Consider the following 18,853-nt stretch of genomic DNA (forward strand, 5'->3'; position numbering starts at 1 on the left):
GGCACGGCGTAGCTCGTCGAGCCTTTGCTGACCGGACCCGAGAAGATGAAGGACTGATCTGTGCATGACCTCCACAACTAACGGAGTCTATGACCGCACCCCGCTGATGGCCGGTAACTGGAAGATGAACCTCGACCACCAGCAGGCCGTCACGCTGGTGCAAAAGCTTTGCTGGACCCTCAACGATGCCGATCACGATTTCGACACCATTGAGGTCGCGGTTTTCCCGCCCTTCACGGATCTCCGCAGTGTGCAGACCCTGATCCGCGGTGATAAGCTCCCGGTCTCTCTGGGAGCCCAGGATCTCTCCCCACACGCCTCCGGAGCCTACACCGGTGATATCTCGGGCCAGTTCCTCGCTAAACTCGACTGCCGGTACGTGCTCGTCGGCCACTCCGAGCGTCGTAGCGTCCACCAGGAATCCGATGAGATCGTGGCCGCCAAAGTCCAGGCCGCCTTCACGCACGGGCTCGTGCCGATCCTCTGTGTCGGCGAGGACCTCCAGGTGCGTGAAGACCATCGCCATCTCGAGCACACCCTGGGCCAGGTCCGCGCCGGGATCGCCAAAGTACCCACCCAGCACGTGCAAGACCTGGTTATTGCCTACGAGCCGGTCTGGGCAATCGGCACTGGCGAAGTCGCTGGCCCTGAGGACGCTCAAGAAATGGCCTCAGCGATCCGTGAGTTACTGAGTCAAGACCACGGGCCCGAGGTGGCCCGCTCGGTACGAATCCTTTACGGCGGTTCGGTGAAGGCCGCTAATGTGGCCAGCATCATGCGCGAGAAAGACGTCGATGGTGCCCTGGTCGGTGGGGCCAGTCTCGACGAAGCCGAATTTGCTAATATTGTTAGGTTCGAGCATCATTTGTTGACCGACTAGCTGGCCGTCACCCACGGCGTAAAGGAAGAATCTTTTCGTGGAAATTTTACAGATTGTCCTGCAGATCCTTTTGGTGATCATCAGTGTGTCCATGGTGCTGTTGATCCTATTGCACAAGGGCCGCGGGGGCGGTATGTCCGATATGTTTGGTGGTGGCGTAACCTCCGGACTCAGCTCTTCGGGCGTTGCTCAGCGCAACCTCACTCGCCTGACCGTCTTCCTCGGCGTGCTGTGGGGTGCGATCATCATCGTCCTGGCGCTGTTGCCCCAGTTCATGCGCGAATTCTGATCCCTGCCAGTTTTCTCTCAGCCCGGTCAGCTTCCGCCACGTCCTGCAACTAGCCCTCAGACAGGGCCTGCTCATCCACCCACCACAGCGTTTCGACCCGTCCCCGCACCACCAGAGCCGGTAGCACCTCGTCCATCGCACGCTGTTGCCCGGATGCTGCTGGTGGCGTGTCAGCAGAGCGCACCGCACCCACCGGTCCGGCCTTGCCCGCTCCCGGGGCAAAAAGCCAGACGTTGTCGCCACTGTTCAGCGCTTCCAGGCTCAACGACAACCGTTCCGGCGGGGGCTTCGGCGATCCCGTCACCGGGATGACCGTGCGCCCGGTTATCGTGACACCCGGCAACCCCGGGAAGAGGCTTGCCACGTGACCGTCTTCGCCAACTCCCAGTAGCACCACATCAAACCGTGGCAGTCGCTGATCAACTCCGGGATCCCGCTCGGCTGCCGTTGCCAACTCCGTGGCGTACTGCTCGGCAGAGGTTGCCAACACGTCGTGGTGGTCTCGGTCAGCATGCCCTACTGTGGCAGCCGCCATGGGGTGAAACTGCTCCCGGCCGAGGCCGTAGGACGCAACGAGTGTGCCCACCAGCGCATCCGAGGCCTGTCGCGCATTGCGCTGCGCATCAGTCGCGTCCAGATAGCGCTCATCTCCGAACCACAACTGCACGCCCGACCAATCAGTGACCTGTCCCAAAAGGTTCTTCTTTGGATCCGCGAGCCGTTCCAGCAACCCTATACCGGAGGTTCCTCCGGTGAGCACGATCTGCGCCCGGCCACGCTGGTCCAAGGCCCGATTAATGACCGCCACCAGCTCAACAGCGGCCGCCTCGAGCAACTGTGCCTTATCCGGGAACACCGCCACAGTTGCTCCGGTACCTGTACTTTCCCGGCGCATGGCACGAGCGAGCCCACCGTGGTGTGATGCGGTTGGAGTGTCGTTATCGGGCACTGGGATGCACCGCCTTAGTATTGGTAGCTGGCAAGCCTTGGGCCAGCACGCGACCAAAGAACTCATCCGGGTCCAAGCGACGCAATTCTTCGGTCAAACACTCCTGGCGTGACCGGCGAGGCAACGAAATGCGCTGCACTTTCCGGTCCTGTTGATACAGAAAGGCCACCGGGGATTCCTCATTGCGAGCCAGCACGATGTCTCCGCCGCGCCGCACCAAACGCACCGATCGCAGCCCCGGACCAGTCCCGGTCGAAGCCAAGGTGACCGGGATCTGCAATTGCATCTGCAACCATGCGCCCATCAAAATCGTGGCCGCATTATTCTCGGCCCCGTCCACGGTCGCTGCCAGCACCGACGCCGGGTCGATCGTGTCAAAAATCGCCGCCACCTGGTTGCGCCACATGGTCAGCCGCGTCCACGACAGATCGGTATCCCCGGCCCGGTAGCCTTCACGAAGTAGCTTCAGAGCCGTCGGGGCGTCCACGCCAGTGGGTGCGCTGGTATCGACAATCCGGCGATGGGCGATCCGGCCCAGTGGTGACTCAGCCGGGATTGTGGGAGCCGTGCCGGGCCACCACACGACGATCGGCGCGTCGGGGAGCAGGAACCCGTTGATCAACGTCGCCGATTCCACCGCGTTCTGGCCCGACGTGTAAAGCACCACCACGTCCGAGGCTCCGGCGTCGCCACCAACGCGGATTTGAGCATCAAGCCCGGTCTGCTTCCGCTGGTCGCCGGTAGCCAGCACCACGATCCGGCAGGGATGTTCCCGCGAGGCCTGGTTGGCTGCCTCAATGGCTTCTTCTACACTGTCCGCGGTGGTTGCAATGATCAGCGACAGTACCCGACCTAAGGCGACCACGCCACCAGATTCACGGAGCCGGCCGATCTCCTTCAGGACCTGATCGACGGTGGTACCGGATAGCTCCACAATCATTACGGTCTCCTCCAAGCGCGCCCGTCACGGGCCATCATGTCATCCGCTCCGGCCGGCCCCCAGGACCCTGGCTCATAGGGTTCTGGCTGGTCCGGTAACGACTCCCAGTACTGTTCAAATGGGTCCAGGATCCGCCACGACTGCTCGACCTCTTCGTGCCGGGGGAACAGTGGCGGGTCACCCAACAATACGTCCAAAATCAGGCGTTCATAGGCCTCGGGGCTGTCCTCGGTGAAAGCATGACCGTAGCCGAAGTCCATGGTTACATCGCGCACCGTCATCTGAGTGCCCGGCACCTTGGAGGCAAAACGGATCGTCACCCCTTCGTCGGGCTGGACTCTGATCACCACGGTGTTGTGGCCGAAGTCTGTGGTCCCGTGGGACGGGAAGATCAGATCCGGGCTCTTCTTGAACACCACCGCGATCTCGGTGACCCGCCGACCTAAGCGCTTGCCGGTGCGCAAGTAGAAGGGCACCCCCTCCCAGCGTCGGTTGTGGATCCCCAATTTGAGCGCGGCATAGGTCTCGGTCCGGGAATGGGGATCGAATCCCTCTTCGTCCAAAAAGCCCAGGACCTTTTCTCCGCCTTGCCAGCCCCCGGCGTATTGGCCCCGGGCCGAACAGTGTCCCAGGTCCTGGGGCACCACCACGGATTTGAGCACCTTTTCTTTTTCTGCCCGCAGATCATCGGCCCGGTAAGACAGGGGTTCTTCCATCGCGGTCAGCGCCAGCAACTGCAACAGGTGGTTCTGGATCACATCCCGGGCGGCCCCGACCCCGTCGTAGTAGCCGGCACGGCCTTCAATCCCGATCGATTCAGCCATCGTGATCTGCACATGGTCGACGTGTTGGGCATTCCACAACGGTTCATACAGCCGATTGGCAAATCGCAGAGCCAAAATATTTTGGACGGTTTCTTTCCCTAAGTAATGGTCGATCCGAAACACGTCATCGGGGGAGAAGACCTGCTCGATCACCTCGTTGAGCTCCCGAGCCGAAGCCAGATCATGCCCGAAGGGTTTTTCGATCACCACCCGGCGCCACGGAGCCAGCGCAGTATCCGTGTCAGCACCGAGCTGTTTGCCAGCCAGCCCGTGATCGACCAGATGACGGGAGACCGTTTCGAACCAGGCCGGCGGGATCGACAGGTAGAACGCAGTGTTGCCCCCAGTGCCACGTTGGTCTTGCAACTCCTCCAACGTGGCGGACAGTCGCTGGTAGGCCTGCTCGTCGTCAAAACCGCCCGAGATGAATCGGAATCCACCCGACAGCTGGGCCCAGACGATCTCGTTGAAACTCGTCCTGGCGTGTGCCCGCACAGAGGCCCGCACGAAGGCGGTGAATTCCTGCTGGTCCCAGTCGCGCCGACCGAACCCGACCAGGGAAAAACTGGGTGGCAGCAAGCCATTATGGGCCAGATCGTAAATGGCCGGCAACAGTTTCTTGCGGGCCAGATCGCCGGTGACCCCGAACATGACCATGGCCGAGGGTCCAGCAATCGAGGTCAGGCGCCGGTCGGCCGGGTCACGCAACGGATTGGTATGACGCGACGGGCGGGGCGGATCCTGGGGTGTTGCGGGCCATGCTGGTGCCACGTGTGCTGTGCCTTCCTGCTACGTAGGGTGTGTTGATCGGTGGTGATCGACAGATGCGGCTAGATCTGTTCGGCAGCGTTGATCAGGGTCTCGATCGCTGCCGAGCGGTCCTTGAGATGTATCCGCACCACCGGTTGTCCGGTTTCGGTCAGCACCGAGCCATCTCCGGCGGCTTGGGCGGTGATCAACTCTGCGAAACTGTAGTTCAGCCCCGGGATTTGCAGGTCGAGTTCGGAATCGGCGGTAATTTGTATGAACACGCCGGTGGCCGGACCGCCCTTGTGGAACTGTCCGGTGGAGTGCAGGAACCGCGGGCCCCAGCCGAAGGTCACCGGCCGACCGTAACGACGGGCCAGCGCCGGGCGCAGGCGGGTGAGGTGCTGTTGCCGCAACCGGTTGGTGTAGGCCTGCACCGCCAGGTAGCTATCGTCCTCCAGCACCGTACCGAGTACGGTGAACAGCTCGGTGAGGATCTGTTGGGCTTCACCGGTGGCTTCCACATCGCCGAGCAACCCAGCCGGGCCGAATAGATCGAATTCGGCGGTGCTGATCTGGGGTGGTTCCGGTGTGGTCGGCTCGGCCAGTACTGCGCGGGTGGCGACCTTGGCCGATTCCACATCAGGCTGATCGAAGGGGTTGACTCCGATCAGGCTGGCTGCGGCCACGGTGGTGACCTCCCAGAACACTAGCTGGGCACCTAAACTGCCATAAATCTGCACCTCGTCGTCCCGAGGATCTTCCGGATTCAACGTCGCCTGGGATTCCCCGGGGTCGGCGATCAGGTGCAGGTGGATCACGTCCTCGTCGTGACTACGGTTCTCCACGGCACCGGGCTCGACGATCACCGGCAAGAATCCGGTCCCGTGTTTTCCGGTGGATTCGGCGATGAGCTGTTCGATCCAGTCCCCGAATCCGGGCAGAGCTTGATCAAAATTAGTGATGATGAGTTTATTGCGACTCGGCGCCCCGGCCCCCAAAACTGCGGCGGCCCGTAGCGCCGGGTTGGTCTCGTCGTCCTCGTACAGACTGTGGGAAGCAGCCTCGGCATCGTCGACGATCGTGGTCAGCTCGACTCCGGCCAGTCCGGCCGGTACCAGCCCGAAGGCCGACAGGGCCGAGTAGCGCCCGCCAATGGTGGGATCGGCTTCAAACACTGCGGTGTACTGGTGGTCTCGGGCCAGCGACTCCAACGGAGATCCGGGGTCGGTGACGGCAATCAGGTGATCGCCGGGCGTCAGCCCGGCATCCTGCAGTGCTTGAGTAAACGCACGCCGGGCCGCGTCGGTTTCAGCCGTGGAGCCGGATTTGGAGGAAATCACGAAGACCGTATCGGCCACCCCGGCGGCCAAAATCGAGCCCACCAATTCCGGGTCGGTGGAATCCACCACATCCAGCCGGACCCCGGCGGCGCGGGCCATGACTTCAGCACCCAGCGAGGAGCCACCCATCCCGGCCAACACCACCCGGGTGATGCCCTTGTCAGCCAGCTGCTCGCGTAACTGGGTGATCTGTGGGATCAGCTCGAAGGCTGTGTCGAAGGGGTCGACCCAGCCCAGACGTTGCGACGCTTCAGCTTCGGCCTCGGGGCCCCACAGTGTGTGATCACGCTCCAACAGGCGGGAGGCGAAACGGTTGCTGAGCAATTCCTCAACACGCTGGTCAACACCGTGGAGGGCGTTACCGGAAAGATTGATCCCCAGAGAATTCATCGTTGGCTCCTGTCGATACGGGGTGTCCGTGCGCTGAGATTGGTGGGAACGGGTGGATCGGTCAGGCGGTCTTGGCGCGGTCTAGTTGGTCGGTTACGGTGGCCCAGAGCTCTAACCACGCGGTCTCAAATTTGGCGATGCCCTCGTCTTCCAGGGTGGTGACCACCTGCTGGTAGTCGATCCCGACCTTCGCCAGATCGTCGAGGAGCTGATCATCGTCGGCAAAATAAGTCGAGATCTCTGGCTGGTCGACTTCCCCGTGATCGGCGAAAGCTTCCAGGGTGGCCAGTGGCATCGTGTTGACGGTGTGCTCGGCGATCAACCCCTCGACGTAGCACACATCGGAATAGGCGGGGTTCTTCGTGCCGGTGGAAGCCCACAGCGGCCGCTGGACTCGCGCGCCGGCATCGCGGAGATACCGCCACCGCTCGGTGTCCTGGGCGTTGGTGAAGATCCGGTAGGCCAGCCGGGCATTGGCCAGTCCGGCCCGGCCCTGCAATTCCGCGATTCGAGCCGGTTCCAGGGCGGTCTGCTGTAATTGCGCGTCGATCTCGGTGTCAACCCGAGAGACGAAAAAGCTGGCCACCGAGTGGATAGCGCTCAGATCGCGTCCGGCCCGGTGGGCGGCTTCCAACCCCAGCAACCAGGCGTTGATCACTTCCCGATACCGCACCAGCGAGAAGATCAGGGTCACGTTCACCGAAATTCCAGCCGCCAAGACTTCAGTGATCGCCGGCAGGCCTTCAGTGGTGGCCGGGATTTTGATCATCAGATTCTCGCGTCCCACCGCCTCGGCCAGCTGGAGTGCCTGATCAATCGTGGCCTGGGTGTCCTTCGCCAGTCGCGGGTCGACCTCCAGCGAGACCCGGCCATCCACACCGTGGGTGGACCGGTAGATCTCTGCAAACAGATCGCAGGCCTCGCGCACGTCCCGGGTGGTCAGTTCCCTCACGGCCCGTTCGGTATCGGCTCCCTCGGCGGCCAGGGCGCGCAGCTGGGACTCATAGCCGACCCCATCGGCCAGCGCCTTGGCGAAAATCGAGGGGTTGGTCGTGACCCCGGTGAGAGTGTAGGACTCGATCATCTCGCGCAACAGTCCTGAGGTGATCGCCGGACGGGAGAGATCGTCCAACCAGATCGAGACACCCCGGCCGGTGCTCAGCTCTGCGGTGCGGGGACTGGGTTGTACTGTCACGGGTTACGCTCGCTTTCTGCGTGGGACCACGCGGGATCAACGTCGTGCCGGCAGGCGGTCATCGCTCGGTGTTCGGTCGCCGGCTCACCCATCGCCGGATCCGCCACGCACCAGGTTTCTGGCGGCCGCCACCACCGCGTCAACGGTGATTCCGAACTGCTCAAAGAGGGTCTGGTAGTCGGCTGAGGCACCGAAATGCTCCAGCGAAATATGGGCGGCGTTTGGTCCGGTGTAGCGTTGCCAACCCTGGGCCACCCCGGCCTCGACCGAGACGGTGGGAACACCGGCCGGTAGCACCTCCGCCCGGTAGGTGGCATCCTGGGTGTCGAACCATTCCAGACAGGGTGCCGAAACCACGCGGGTGCCAATCCCGTCGGCCTCGAGCTGGTCGCGCGCTGCCACGGCCAGCTGTACCTCGGATCCGGTCGCGAGCAACACCACATCCGGCATAGCGCTCTGCGGACCGCCAGCTCCTTGGGCATCAATCAGCACATAGGCGCCCCGGGCGACGTGCTCCGCCGAGGCGAAGCCCCGTTCGTCCCTGGGCATGATCGGTAACGCCTGACGCGACAGCACCATCCCGGCCGGCCGGTCCGTGTGGGACAGTAGGGTTTTCCAGGCCACCGAAACCTCGTTAGCGTCGGCAGGCCGGATCACGTCCAGTCCGGGTATTGCGCGCAGGGAGGCCAGGTGTTCCACTGGCTGGTGGGTCGGCCCGTCTTCACCCAACCCGATCGAGTCGTGGGTCCACACGAATACCGAGGGGGCGCCCATCAGCGCGGCCAACCGGATGGCGGGTCGCTGATAGTCGGAGAAAACCAAAAACGTTCCCATATAGGCCCGGGTCAGCCCGCCCAAATTCACGCCGTTAATGATCGCCCCGGCAGCGTGCTCTCGAATTCCGAAGTGCAACACCCGCCCATAGGGGTGTCCGCTGAAGGCTCCGGTAGACCGGCGTTCAGGAATGAAGCTGGGGTTGTCCTTCATGGTGGTGTTATTGGATCCGGCCAGATCCGCCGATCCGCCCCACAGTTCTGGCATCACATCGGCCAGCGCGTTGAGCACCTGGCCGGAGGCCGCCCGAGTGGCGATCCCCTTCTGGTCGGCGTCAAATACCGGGAATGCCTCGGCAAACCCCTCGGGCAATTTTCGGGCGATCAGGCGGTCATACAGGGCCGAGCGTTCCGGGTTGGCAGCCCGCCACACTGCTAGAGCCTCGTCCCATGTAGCCCGGTACTGGCCGTTGCGGTGTTTGACCTCGCGGGCGCGCTCGAGTAACTCAGGTTTAATGTGGAAGTGTTGCTCGGGATCAACATCCAGAGCGTGCTTGAGCCCGGCCAGCTCCTCGGGGCCTAGCTTCGAGCCGTGGATCGCCCCGGTGTTCTGCTTGGTCGGGGACGGCCACCCGATAATGGTACGCAAGATGATCAGCGTGGGCCGCTGGGTTTCTGCTTTGGCCGCCGCGATCGCCTGATACAGCGACCTGGTGTCCTCAACGTAGTCACCCCCGGCCGTCCAGTCGATCTCTTCCACGTGCCAGCCGTAGGCCCGGTAGCGGGCGGCCACGTCTTCGCTAAAGGCGATCTCGGTGTCATCTTCGATCGAGATCTTATTGTCGTCGTAGATCACCACCAGATTGCCCAGTTCCTGGGTACCGGCCAATGAGGACGCCTCGGAGGTTATCCCCTCCTGCATATCCCCGTCGGAGGCGATCACAAACACGTGATAGTCAAACGGGCTAGTCCCTATCGCAGCCTCGGGATCCAACAATCCGCGCAACCGACGCTGTTCGTAGGCGAAACCCACCGCCGAGGCGAGGCCCTGACCTAGCGGCCCGGTGGTGATCTCCACATGATCGGTATGACTGTACTCGGGATGCCCCGGGGTCTTCGAGCCCCAGGTGCGCAACGCTTCCAGATCGCTCATCTGAAGACCAGCTCCGGCGGCGAATAACTGCAGGTACAGGGTCAGCGAGGTGTGACCGGGGGAGAGGATGAACCGGTCCCGACCGTGCCAGCCAGCATCGGTGGGATCCCAGCGCATGACGTTCTGAAATAACTGCCAGGCCACCGGAGCCAGCGAGATCGCGGTTCCGGGGTGCCCAGATCCGACCTTTTCGACCGCATCAGCAGCCAGCACGCGCAGCGAATCGACGGTGCGCTGATCCTGCTCGGTATAGGTATAGTCTCGCGCCGGTTGGAGCCGGTTTAGGTGATGATGTGTCTGTGCATCTTGTGAGACCACGGAGGACCTTCCTGCAGGGTGAACTTGTGCGACGATGACTTTCCCTGCCACCCGGATCGTCTCCGGACAGGCTCTGGAGAAAAGTGCTGCGTCTTCAGCTTAGCGCCGATCGAGCCGTCCATGCGATGGATCATCCCGAAAACCAGCAGATCCCATCGGTTCGCCCCCAACCGATGGCCCGCACTAGACAAACCGGTCGCCGTAGCCGGCACCACCGGCATGGCAGGCACCATCAGCATGTCAGAAAACTCAGCACCGAGCTCAACCGGGTAGACTAGACACAGACACCAGACGACGAGAATATTAACCACGCGTCCCGACACCCACCGTGGCGGTATCTGCTGGCATCACCACACCTCATCTGCCTGACTGCATCATCGCGACGTGGGCCAAGACCGCACCCTACCGAATCGGACTCACGATAGATGTCGACTTCCGTTAAAAGCACTCAGCAGACCACACCGGGTTCCGCCTCCGAAACCACCTCACGGCCAGGCTCGATCGGTCTGAAGCGTAAGATCGCCGCCTACGTGTCCTTGACCAAGCCCCGCGTGATGGAGCTGTTGCTGGTCACCACGTTGCCAACCATGATCTTCGCCGCCCAGGGCTTCCCCTCGGGGTGGCTGATGCTAGCCACCATGGTCGGCGGTGCCGCGGCGGCCGGGTCTTCGGCCGCGTTCAACTGCTACATCGATCGCGATATCGACAAGGTGATGGACCGCACCCGATCCCGGCCGCTGGTCACCGGTGAGGTCACCCCGCGCGAAGCCTTGATCTTCGCATCGGTGCTGGGCGCGATCTCCTTGGTCATCCTCGCGGTCGGCACCAACTGGCTGGCCACCGCGCTGGGGGCACTGGCCATCTTCTTCTACGTGGTCGTCTACTCCCTGATCCTCAAGCGCCGCACCGAACAGAACATCGTCTGGGGCGGGATCGCCGGCTGTTTCCCGGTACTGATCGCCTGGGCGGCCGTGCGCGAGACCATCGAATGGCCAGCCGTGGTGCTGTTCGCGGTGATTTTCTTATGGACCCCTCCGCACTACTGGCCGCTGTCGCTGAAGTACAAATCCGATTACCGGCAGGCCAACGTCCCCATGCTGGGTGCAATCGCCACCGCCCGGAAAGTCTCCACCCAGTGTGTGCTCTATACCTGGGCGACGGTGATGTGCTCGCTGTTGCTGGTGCCCTTGGGGTGGGCTGGTGTTGTCTACACCGTGATCGCGGCAACGGTGGGTGGCTGGTTCATCTATGAGAGCCACGTTCTTTACCGGGAATCGCAGAAACCGGATTTTCAGGACAAACAGGCTATGAAGGTCTTCCACTTGTCGATCACCTATTTGACCCTGCTGTTCATCGGCCTGGCCGTCGACCCGTTCGTGGGTGAGCCGCTGATGGCCGAGGCCGTGACCGCCCCGGCGCTTTAGCCCCGATAGACCGGGTCTCGGTCCGGTACGGTTATCGCTCCGGGACAGGCTCGGTCGCTGTGGGCACGCTGTTGCAGGTCAAGCTGTTGCAGATAGCAGATAAAGGACTCATCGTGACATTCAGGTACCGTGCCGTACACTCTCCGCACACCGCGACGTCCGTATCAGGACGCGCGCACCGTGGGCTGGCCTTGCTCGCTGGGCTGGCGCTGGTGGGCTCCTTGGGGCTGAGCGGTTGCGTCGAATCCGAGCACCGCGAGGCCACCCCGGATGGCAATGCCGCCCCCACCCATGTCGCACCCGACCACTTTCCGGACAACCAACTCGGCGACACCGGGCGCTGGATCCTGAACCAAATTAACGGCAACCGCGCCATTGACCGCTCCGACTGGTACGACCGGGTGGCCCCTGAACTGACCGAACAGATCCCCGTCGACTCGTTGGTGGGCACCCTCAATGCCGAGCTACGCCCCCAGAAACCGTATGTGATGACCCACTACGAACAGACCGACCAGGCTAGCGCGATGATGACGTTGACTCCCGATATCTCCGCCCAGCCACTGGATCTGCACTTCAGTATCGACGAGGCCGGACGACTCACCGAGCTGTGGTACCGCGATACCAACGATCCGAGCGCCACCGCTGATCCCAGCGACGAAGCCAGCGCTGATCCCAGCTAAGGTCTGGCCTCCCCACTCACCGACACCGGTCTGTCGGAAGGTGTGATCCTGACCCACCATCAAGGGGTGCAGGAGGGAAAGCGGGTGTTAGCGGGCCGGGCCGGGAGAGGCGCCTTCGGCCTGGGCGTCAGCCACCAGATTGGCCGGGTCCACGTTGGCCGCGAATCTCGGAGAGCGGGGATCCACCACAGTGTCGTGCCAGGAATAGGACGAGCATTGCCGATCCATCATATTGGTCATCAGCCACGCTAGGAGGCCGGTTCCGAGCATGTGCCCCAGCACGGCCACGATGGGCAGACCGTTAAAGTGCTGATAGTAGCCCACGCTGGCCTGCAGGACGATCACCGCAACCATGGCCCAGACGCTGATCCGCTGGCGCTGGGAGGACGCCAACCGATGCACCAACACCAGCAGGACGATTACCACGGCGATCAGCAGGTAAACCGGGATGACGTGCCAGCGGGTCACGATCGCCGGATCAAAATCGTGGCGGGGCGCCTCGGCATCTCCGCCGTGGGGGCCCGAACCGGTGACGACGGTGCCGAGGATCAAGGTGATCCAGCCCAGCACGAAAGCCGCACGTGCCAACCCGCGGGTCGTGGCGGTGGTCTCGCCATCCACCAGGGACGGGACCTGCTCCACCTCGCCGCCGCCGATGCGACGCTCCAGTCCCACCCGGTTGACCAGTAGGGCGGCCAGGCAGACCAAGAAGCTCGATAACAAGAAGTGCAGGGAGACCACCCAGGGGTTCAGCTCGGTCAGGACCGTGGTTCCACCGATCACCGCTTGCCCGGGGATGCCACACAGCAGAATAATCGACAGCCAGAAGATTGCACGGTAGGTGGCCCGCAGTCGCCAGATTGCCAACAGCATTAGCACCGCGACCGCGGTGAGCACAAAGGTCAGCGTCCGGTTGCCGAACTCGATATAACCGTGGATTCCCATTTCGGGGGTGTTCGTCAAAGACTCGGGGGTACATTTCGGCCAGGTCGGACACCCCAGCCCAGATTCAGTCAGTCGCACCGCGCCACCGGTAACGATAATGCCAATTTGCGTTATCAGTGAGGCCACCGCCATCGCCATGGTCCACCCGGTCACCGAGGTGGGCATCAACCAGTCTTTGGTCCGCTGGAGCGGGGACCGGGACGTTTCAGTGTGGTGCTGAGTGTGGACATCATCCCGCAGCGCGAAACCAGACACGTTGATCAACCTCTTTCAACATTCGGCCCAGGGGTCACGGCAATCGGAGCGAAACTCTTAGTTATCGCCATTTAAACCAGCGTACTGTGCACCCGGTGAAGATCGCCGCCCAGACCACTAAGATGACGAAGCTGAGCAGATCGAATTGACCGCGCACCGTGGCGGCCCGCAACCCCTCACCCAGGGCAGCCGAGGGCAAAAACTGCAAGAGCTCACCGAACAGGTTCTCAGGCACGGCAAAAACCACGCCACCGGCGGCACCCAGGATCACCCAGAGCAGATTCGTGATCGCTAAGGTTGCTTCCGGGCGGACGGTTCCAGCAATCAGCAGGCCCAAGGCGGTAAAGGTGACCGCTCCCAGTACGATGAAGATCCCAGCGTATAACACCCCGACAGCGACCGGTCGCCACTCGAGAAACAGCGCGGCGAGCCCTAAAACCATCAGTTGCACGATCAGCACCAGTACCACCGCAACCGCCTTGCCCAGTAGGAGCCCAGTCGGTCCCAGGGGAGTGGTGGACAGGTAGCGTAGCACCCCGTAGCGTCGGTCAAATCCGGTCGCGATGCCCTGACCAGTTAGTCCCGAGGACAACACCGCCAAGGCCAACACGCCGGGGGTCGCGAGGTTCACCGGCGAGATCGTGGACCCTTCAGCGACAATGAAGTCAGTCACCGACAGCGCGATCAGCACCATCAGTGGCAAGATGATCGACACCAGTAGCTGTTCCCCATTGGACAAGGTGGTGCGGGTTTCATAGCCGCCCTGAGCAATCACGCGCCGAAACAAACCTGAGGCGTGGGGCCTGGCCACCGGCGTGAGGTCCAGCACACGATCCTGATAGTGCGAACGGTATGTCAACTCATCGGCCTGTTCACGGAGCTGTCCATCGGGCCGGTCATCCGGGTGTGGGTCGGGCCGTGCCGGTTGGTCCGGGTGCTGTTGGCTCACGGGGTCACCTCCCAAAACACATCTTCTAACGACCGCCGGGACATCGACAGATCACGCGGCAGAATATCCCAGCGTTGCCACCACCGGGTCAATTCCACGTAGTCGGCTGGTTCTTGCAGTCCGCGCACCTGCCAGGTTTCCATCCCGACCATACCGGTCGCTTCGGTAGCGGTAACCCGGTGTACGCTCAACGCCTCCGGCACATCGGCCAGGGCGTGGTCCGACAGGGGAGTTTCGACCGAGAACAGCACAGCGGGACGGTCATGATGATCCGTCAATTCCGCGACGGTTCCTTCACGCTCCACCCGGCCGTGATTGATCAGGATGACCCGATCTGCTAGCTTTTCGGCATCATCGAGGAGGTGGGTGGTGAGCACGATGGCCAGTCCGGCGTGTTTCATCTGCTGGATCAGCTCAAACACGACCCGGCGAGAGACTGGATCGAGTCCGGCCGAGGGCTCATCCAAGAAGATGACCGAGGGCCGACCGATCAGCGCGGCAGCCATTGCAACCCGCTGTTGCTGCCCCCCCGACAGTCGGCGTATGGTCCGATCCTGAAACTCGGTGATCTCCAACCTGTTGATCAAAGCGTAAATATCCAGGGGCTCTCGGTAGAGGTGAGCCAGATGTTCAATCAGGCGCAAGGGCGTCACCGACGGTGGTAATCCGCCATCCTGCAACATCACCCCAACCTGGCTGCGCAGCGCTGCGGTGGCGGTAAAGGGGTCCTGACCTAACAGCCGGACACGACCGGCAGAGGGCTTGACCAGTCCCTGGGCAATCGACAACGTGGTGGTTTTGCCGGCACCGTTGGGCCCCAATAGGGCTGTCACCTCCCCGGCGCGGGCTTGCAGGCTCATACCCCGCAGAATGTTGACGGTGCCTTCGTCAGAATTCACGCTCAGCCACACATCATCAACGTCGAGCAGGATCTGATCTGATCCAGCGTTGCTCGTGTCTGGATGGAGAGAGGATGCAGAAGTCACGGTGTTCACTATAGCTACTTGGATCATGGCTATTCGGACAGCAGAAGCTATTCGGAGATCAGACGTGGAGCAGGTGGGTGCCGGTCTTGACCGGTCATCCGCCGTCATCTCGTCGCGAACTTAGGCATGCCAAACTATCAGTCCGCACGATCCCGCGTATAATTAGGAAATATCATGGTTACTTATTCCCCCCGTCACCAAGAGACTTCCGGAACGAAGTCTGCGACGCAGTCTGGCGAACCGGCCGGTAGCTCTCGGGAGAACACCCGCGAGAAGGTGCTCCATGCCGTGCTGACGCGCGGGCCGGTGAGCGCCGCTGCCATCGGTAGCGAGTTGCATCTGACTGCCGCGGCCGTGCGACGCCACCTCGACGCTCTCGAGTCCGAGGGGTTGATCGAGGTTAAGTCGGTCTCCGGCGATGCGGGTGCTGGGCGTCCCTCCAAACGCTATGTCGTCACGCACAAAGGACAACAACAGCTCGGGGATGATTACTTGGCCGTGACGAGCGCTGCCATGGAAATGATTGCCGAGCTGGGTGGGCCCGAGGCGGTCCGCCGGTTCGCCCGGGACCATTTCGCCGAGGTCGAGACGCTATTCCTGGATCGAGCCACCGACGAGATGACACTGTCGGAGCGGATCAAGGTGCTCACCGCCGTGTTGGATGAACTCGGTTACGCGGCCACCACCCGGCGCGCCGGACGCGGTGTACGCGTGACGACCCTGCGGGCAGCCCAGATTTGTCAGGGACACTGCCCGATCAAGGATCTGGCCGCGCAGTACCCCGAGTTTTGTGAAGAAGAAACCGAACTGTTCGCCCGGTTGTTGCAGGTAGATGTGCGCCGATTGGCGACCCTGCCCACCGGCGGGCATGTGTGCACCACGCACGTGCCCCTAGGGCGCAAGGCCTATGCGTCGTTGACTGCCCAAGCCGAACAGAATGCTGCCCGAGCTTAAGCGGTGACCATCCGGAGTGATCCGGAGGCAAGCCGTTGCGACCACCCGACCATGACAACCAGCGATAAAAGAGGTTGATGATGACCGATCAGATCAGTCAAGACACCGCCGATCCACGGGTCATTCAGAGAGTTCTGGACGACAATCCAGAACTGAAGTCCCTGGGTAACTACGAATTCGGCTGGCACGACTCCGACGAGGCCGGCGCTGTTGCCAAACGTGGCCTGGATGAGGACGTCGTCCGGCACATCTCCAGCATCAAAGAAGAGCCCGAATGGATGCTGAAAACCCGGTTGAAGGGTCTGCGCTACTTCGACCGCAAACCGTTGCCGACCTGGGGTGCCGACCTGTCCGGGATCGATTTCGATCGTATTAAGTATTTCGTGCGTTCCACCGAGCGTCAGGCCAGCACCTGGGAAGAACTTCCCGAAGACATCTTGGAGACTTACGAGCGGTTGGGTATCCCCGAGGCCGAGCGTGAGCGCCTGGTCGCCGGTGTGGCCGCCCAGTACGAGTCCGAGGTGGTCTACCACCAGGTCCGTGAAGATCTGGAGGCCCAGGGCGTGATCTTCATGGATACCGACACCGCTTTGAGAGAACATCCGGAGTTCTTTGAGGAGTACTTCGGCTCGGTGATTCCGGTCGGCGATAATAAGTTCGCCGCGCTGAACACCGCGGTCTGGTCCGGTGGGTCCTTCGTCTACGTCCCCAAGGGCGTACACGTCGAGATCCCGTTGCAGGCCTACTTCCGGATCAATACCGAGAACATGGGTCAGTTCGAACGGACGCTGATCATCGCCGACGAGGACTCCTACGTCCACTACATCGAAGGTTGCACCGCGCCGATCTACCAGACCGATTCGTTGCACTCAGCTGTGGTGGAGATCGTGGTCAAGAAGAACGCCCGCGTGCGTTACACCACCATTCAGAACTGGTCGAATAACGTGTATAACCTGGTCACCAAGCGTGCCGTGTGTGAAGAGGGCGGGACCATGGAGTGGATCGACGGCAACATTGGCGCCAAGACCACCATGAAGTACCCAGCCGTCTACCTCACCGGTGAGCACGCTCGCGGTGAGACCCTGTCGATGGCTTTCGCCGGCGCCGGCCAGCACCAGGATACCGGTTCCAAGATGGTACACCTGGCTCCGAATACCTCCTCGAACATCGTCTCCAAGTCGGTGGCGCGTGGTGGGGGGCGCGCAGCCTACCGTGGCCTGGTCCAGATCGTGTCCGGGGCGAAGAACTCCGCGAACTCCACGATCTGTGACGCACTGCTCGTTGATACCATTTCGCGCACCGACACCTACCCCTACATCGATATTCGCGAAGACGACGTCACTCTCGGCCACGAGGCCACCGTCTCCAAGGTCTCTGAACAGCAGCTGTTCTACCTCATGAGTCGTGGCCTGTCCGAGACGGATGCGATGGCGATGATCGTCCGCGGGTTCGTGGAGCCGATTTCCCGGCACTTGCCCATGGAATACGCACTGGAACTGAACAAGCTAATCGAATTGCAAATGGAAGGATCGGTGGGCTAACGGTGACCAACACTACACACGCTCGTGACACGGAAACCGGGGGAGCGGCTCCCCGGATTCCAGGCATGACGGATGAGGGTGAGACCTTGTCCACGGAGATCGCCGATGCCACCCAGGCGTCCCATCTGGATGCCGAGACCAAACAGAAATTCGGTACCTCACGCGCCGACCGGACCATCAGCTACGATCTGGCGGACTTCCCACAGCTCACCGGACGCGAAGAGGAATGGCGGTTCACGCCGATCGAGCGGCTCTCCGGTCTGGAGTTGCCCGGTGGCGATGAGCAGCGACTGACCGGACCGGCTCCGCAGGTCACCGTGGAAGAAACCCAGGGCGTCACGGTCGAAACCGTCGGCCGCGACGATCAGCGTCTGGGGCAGGCTTTCATTCCTGATGATCGCGTCTCAGCGGCTGCCTGGCACAACTTTCAGGAGGCCACCGTGATCACTGTGGCTGACGAAACCGAACTCGACAAGCCGTTGCTGGTCGATATCGCTGGCGAGTCCCAGGAGCCAGCCGCTCAACACGTGCGAATTCACATAGGTCGCCATTCCCAGGTGGTGCTGGTGATCAACCAGTCCGGATCAGCGGTGCTGGGTCAAAATATCGAGATCACTGTGGATGAGGGTGCCTCACTGAACGTGGTCAGCATCCAAGCCTGGGACGAGGATTCAGTGCACGCCGGATCCCAGCAGGCCAAGGTGGGTCGCGACGCCAAGTACCGCCATACCTTGGTCACCTACGGCGGTTCGTTAGTCCGATTGACTCCGACGACCCGCTTCGCCGGTCCCGGCGCCAACGTGGAGATGTACGGCCTATACTTCGCTGATGCCGGCCAGCACCTGGAGCACCGGATCTTCGTGGATCACTCCACCGAGAACTGCGTCTCCGATGCGCTGTACAAGGGAGCGCTACAGGGTGATTCGGCTCGTACTGTGTGGGTTGGCGATGTGCTGATCCGTAAAGAGGCCGAAGGCACTGATACCTACGAGAAGAACGAGAACCTGTTGCTCACCGACGGCGCGCAAGCCGATTCGGTTCCAAACCTGGAGATCGAAACCGGCGTCATTGAAGGTGGCGGACACGCATCCTCCACCGGTCGCTTCGATGAGAATCAGCTGTTCTACCTGATGGCCCGGGGTATTCCCGAGCCCCAGGCCCGCAAGCTGATCGTGCGTGGGTTTTTGAACGAAATCATCCAGAAGATCGGTATCGACGATGTGGAACGCCGACTCGTGGAAGTCATGGAAGCCGAAATCCGCGGGCTAGAATTCTAATTCCCGCGAGCTACCCACTACCAACGACGACCGGAGGCCGG

General features: G+C 62.0%; 16 protein-coding genes. 7 read left to right on the top strand and 9 right to left on the bottom strand.

The genetic code is table 11. The annotated features are described in order from the left end of the window. Nucleotides 1–64 precede the first annotated feature (64 nt). Both tpiA and secG read left to right on the top strand, forming a co-directional pair. Entirely contained in the window at nt 65–880 is an 816-nt protein-coding gene (tpiA, locus tag DCC24_RS02245) for a triose-phosphate isomerase (protein WP_110098293.1), read from the top strand. Nucleotides 881–917: 37 nt separating this feature from the next. After that, entirely contained in the window at nt 918–1,169 is a 252-nt protein-coding gene (gene secG / locus DCC24_RS02250) for a preprotein translocase subunit SecG (protein WP_110098294.1), read from the top strand. A gap of 49 nt (nt 1,170–1,218) precedes the next feature. On the opposite strand, the gene pgl is transcribed toward secG, so the two are convergent. The 6 genes from pgl to tkt all read right to left on the bottom strand — a co-directional run bounded on the left by pgl (nt 1,219) and on the right by tkt (nt 9,801). Next, entirely contained in the window at nt 1,219–2,118 is a 900-nt protein-coding gene (gene pgl / locus DCC24_RS02255; protein WP_158524577.1) for a 6-phosphogluconolactonase, read from the bottom strand. Then, nucleotides 2,108–3,058, bottom strand: coding sequence for a glucose-6-phosphate dehydrogenase assembly protein OpcA (locus DCC24_RS02260; RefSeq protein ID WP_110098296.1), 951 nt, complete (start codon nt 3,056–3,058; stop codon nt 2,108–2,110). The genes pgl and DCC24_RS02260 overlap by 11 nt, the downstream gene beginning before the upstream one ends. Then, entirely contained in the window at nt 3,058–4,653 is a 1,596-nt protein-coding gene (zwf, locus tag DCC24_RS02265) for a glucose-6-phosphate dehydrogenase (protein WP_110098297.1), read from the bottom strand. Before zwf ends, DCC24_RS02260 begins: the two co-directional genes overlap by 1 nt. Nucleotides 4,654–4,712: 59 nt before the next feature. Continuing rightward, nucleotides 4,713–6,362, bottom strand: a complete 1,650-nt coding sequence (locus DCC24_RS02270) for a glucose-6-phosphate isomerase (protein WP_110098298.1) — start codon at nt 6,360–6,362, stop codon at nt 4,713–4,715. Nucleotides 6,363–6,423: 61 nt separating this feature from the next. Beyond that, entirely contained in the window at nt 6,424–7,557 is a 1,134-nt protein-coding gene (gene tal, locus DCC24_RS02275; protein WP_110098299.1) for a transaldolase, read from the bottom strand. Nucleotides 7,558–7,641: 84 nt separating this feature from the next. Then, nucleotides 7,642–9,801: a transketolase gene (tkt, locus tag DCC24_RS02280; RefSeq protein ID WP_110098300.1), complete on the bottom strand. Its 2,160-nt coding sequence runs from the start codon at nt 9,799–9,801 to the stop codon at nt 7,642–7,644. Nucleotides 9,802–10,226: 425 nt separating this feature from the next. On the opposite strand from tkt, the gene DCC24_RS02290 reads away from it, so the two are divergent. Beyond that, nucleotides 10,227–11,225: a heme o synthase gene (locus DCC24_RS02290; protein ID WP_110098302.1), complete on the top strand. Its 999-nt coding sequence runs from the start codon at nt 10,227–10,229 to the stop codon at nt 11,223–11,225. Nucleotides 11,226–11,338: 113 nt separating this feature from the next. Then, nucleotides 11,339–11,905, top strand: a complete 567-nt coding sequence (locus DCC24_RS02295) for a Cpe/LpqF family protein (protein ID WP_146206254.1) — start codon at nt 11,339–11,341, stop codon at nt 11,903–11,905. 87 nt (nt 11,906–11,992) lie between these two features. Here the strand turns inward: DCC24_RS02295 and DCC24_RS02300 are convergent, their stop codons facing one another. The 3 genes from DCC24_RS02300 to DCC24_RS02310 all read right to left on the bottom strand — a co-directional run bounded on the left by DCC24_RS02300 (nt 11,993) and on the right by DCC24_RS02310 (nt 15,040). After that, nucleotides 11,993–13,105: a heme A synthase gene (locus DCC24_RS02300; RefSeq protein WP_233491943.1), complete on the bottom strand. Its 1,113-nt coding sequence runs from the start codon at nt 13,103–13,105 to the stop codon at nt 11,993–11,995. A 61-nt stretch (nt 13,106–13,166) separates the two neighbouring features. Continuing rightward, nucleotides 13,167–14,054: an ABC transporter permease gene (locus DCC24_RS02305; protein ID WP_233491944.1), complete on the bottom strand. Its 888-nt coding sequence runs from the start codon at nt 14,052–14,054 to the stop codon at nt 13,167–13,169. Further along, nucleotides 14,051–15,040, bottom strand: coding sequence for an ABC transporter ATP-binding protein (locus DCC24_RS02310; protein ID WP_233491945.1), 990 nt, complete (start codon nt 15,038–15,040; stop codon nt 14,051–14,053). Before DCC24_RS02310 ends, DCC24_RS02305 begins: the two co-directional genes overlap by 4 nt. A gap of 174 nt (nt 15,041–15,214) precedes the next feature. Here DCC24_RS02310 and DCC24_RS02315 point away from each other — a divergent pair, with 174 nt between their 5' ends. The 3 genes from DCC24_RS02315 (at nt 15,215) to sufD (ending at nt 18,812) form a co-directional block, all read left to right on the top strand. Further along, complete coding sequence (locus DCC24_RS02315) at nt 15,215–15,994, top strand: metalloregulator ArsR/SmtB family transcription factor (protein ID WP_199446175.1); 780 nt, start codon at nt 15,215–15,217, stop codon at nt 15,992–15,994. A gap of 80 nt (nt 15,995–16,074) precedes the next feature. Then, nucleotides 16,075–17,535: a Fe-S cluster assembly protein SufB gene (gene sufB / locus DCC24_RS02320; protein WP_110098304.1), complete on the top strand. Its 1,461-nt coding sequence runs from the start codon at nt 16,075–16,077 to the stop codon at nt 17,533–17,535. Nucleotides 17,536–17,600: 65 nt separating this feature from the next. Next, a complete protein-coding gene (sufD, locus tag DCC24_RS02325) occupies nt 17,601–18,812 on the top strand; it encodes a Fe-S cluster assembly protein SufD (protein ID WP_110098500.1) in 1,212 nt (403 codons plus the stop codon). The last annotated feature ends 41 nt before the right edge of the window (nt 18,813–18,853 follow it).

This window comes from Auritidibacter sp. NML100628 (assembly GCF_003185985.1).
Classification (GTDB): Bacteria; Actinomycetota; Actinomycetes; order Actinomycetales; family Micrococcaceae; genus Auritidibacter; species Auritidibacter ignavus.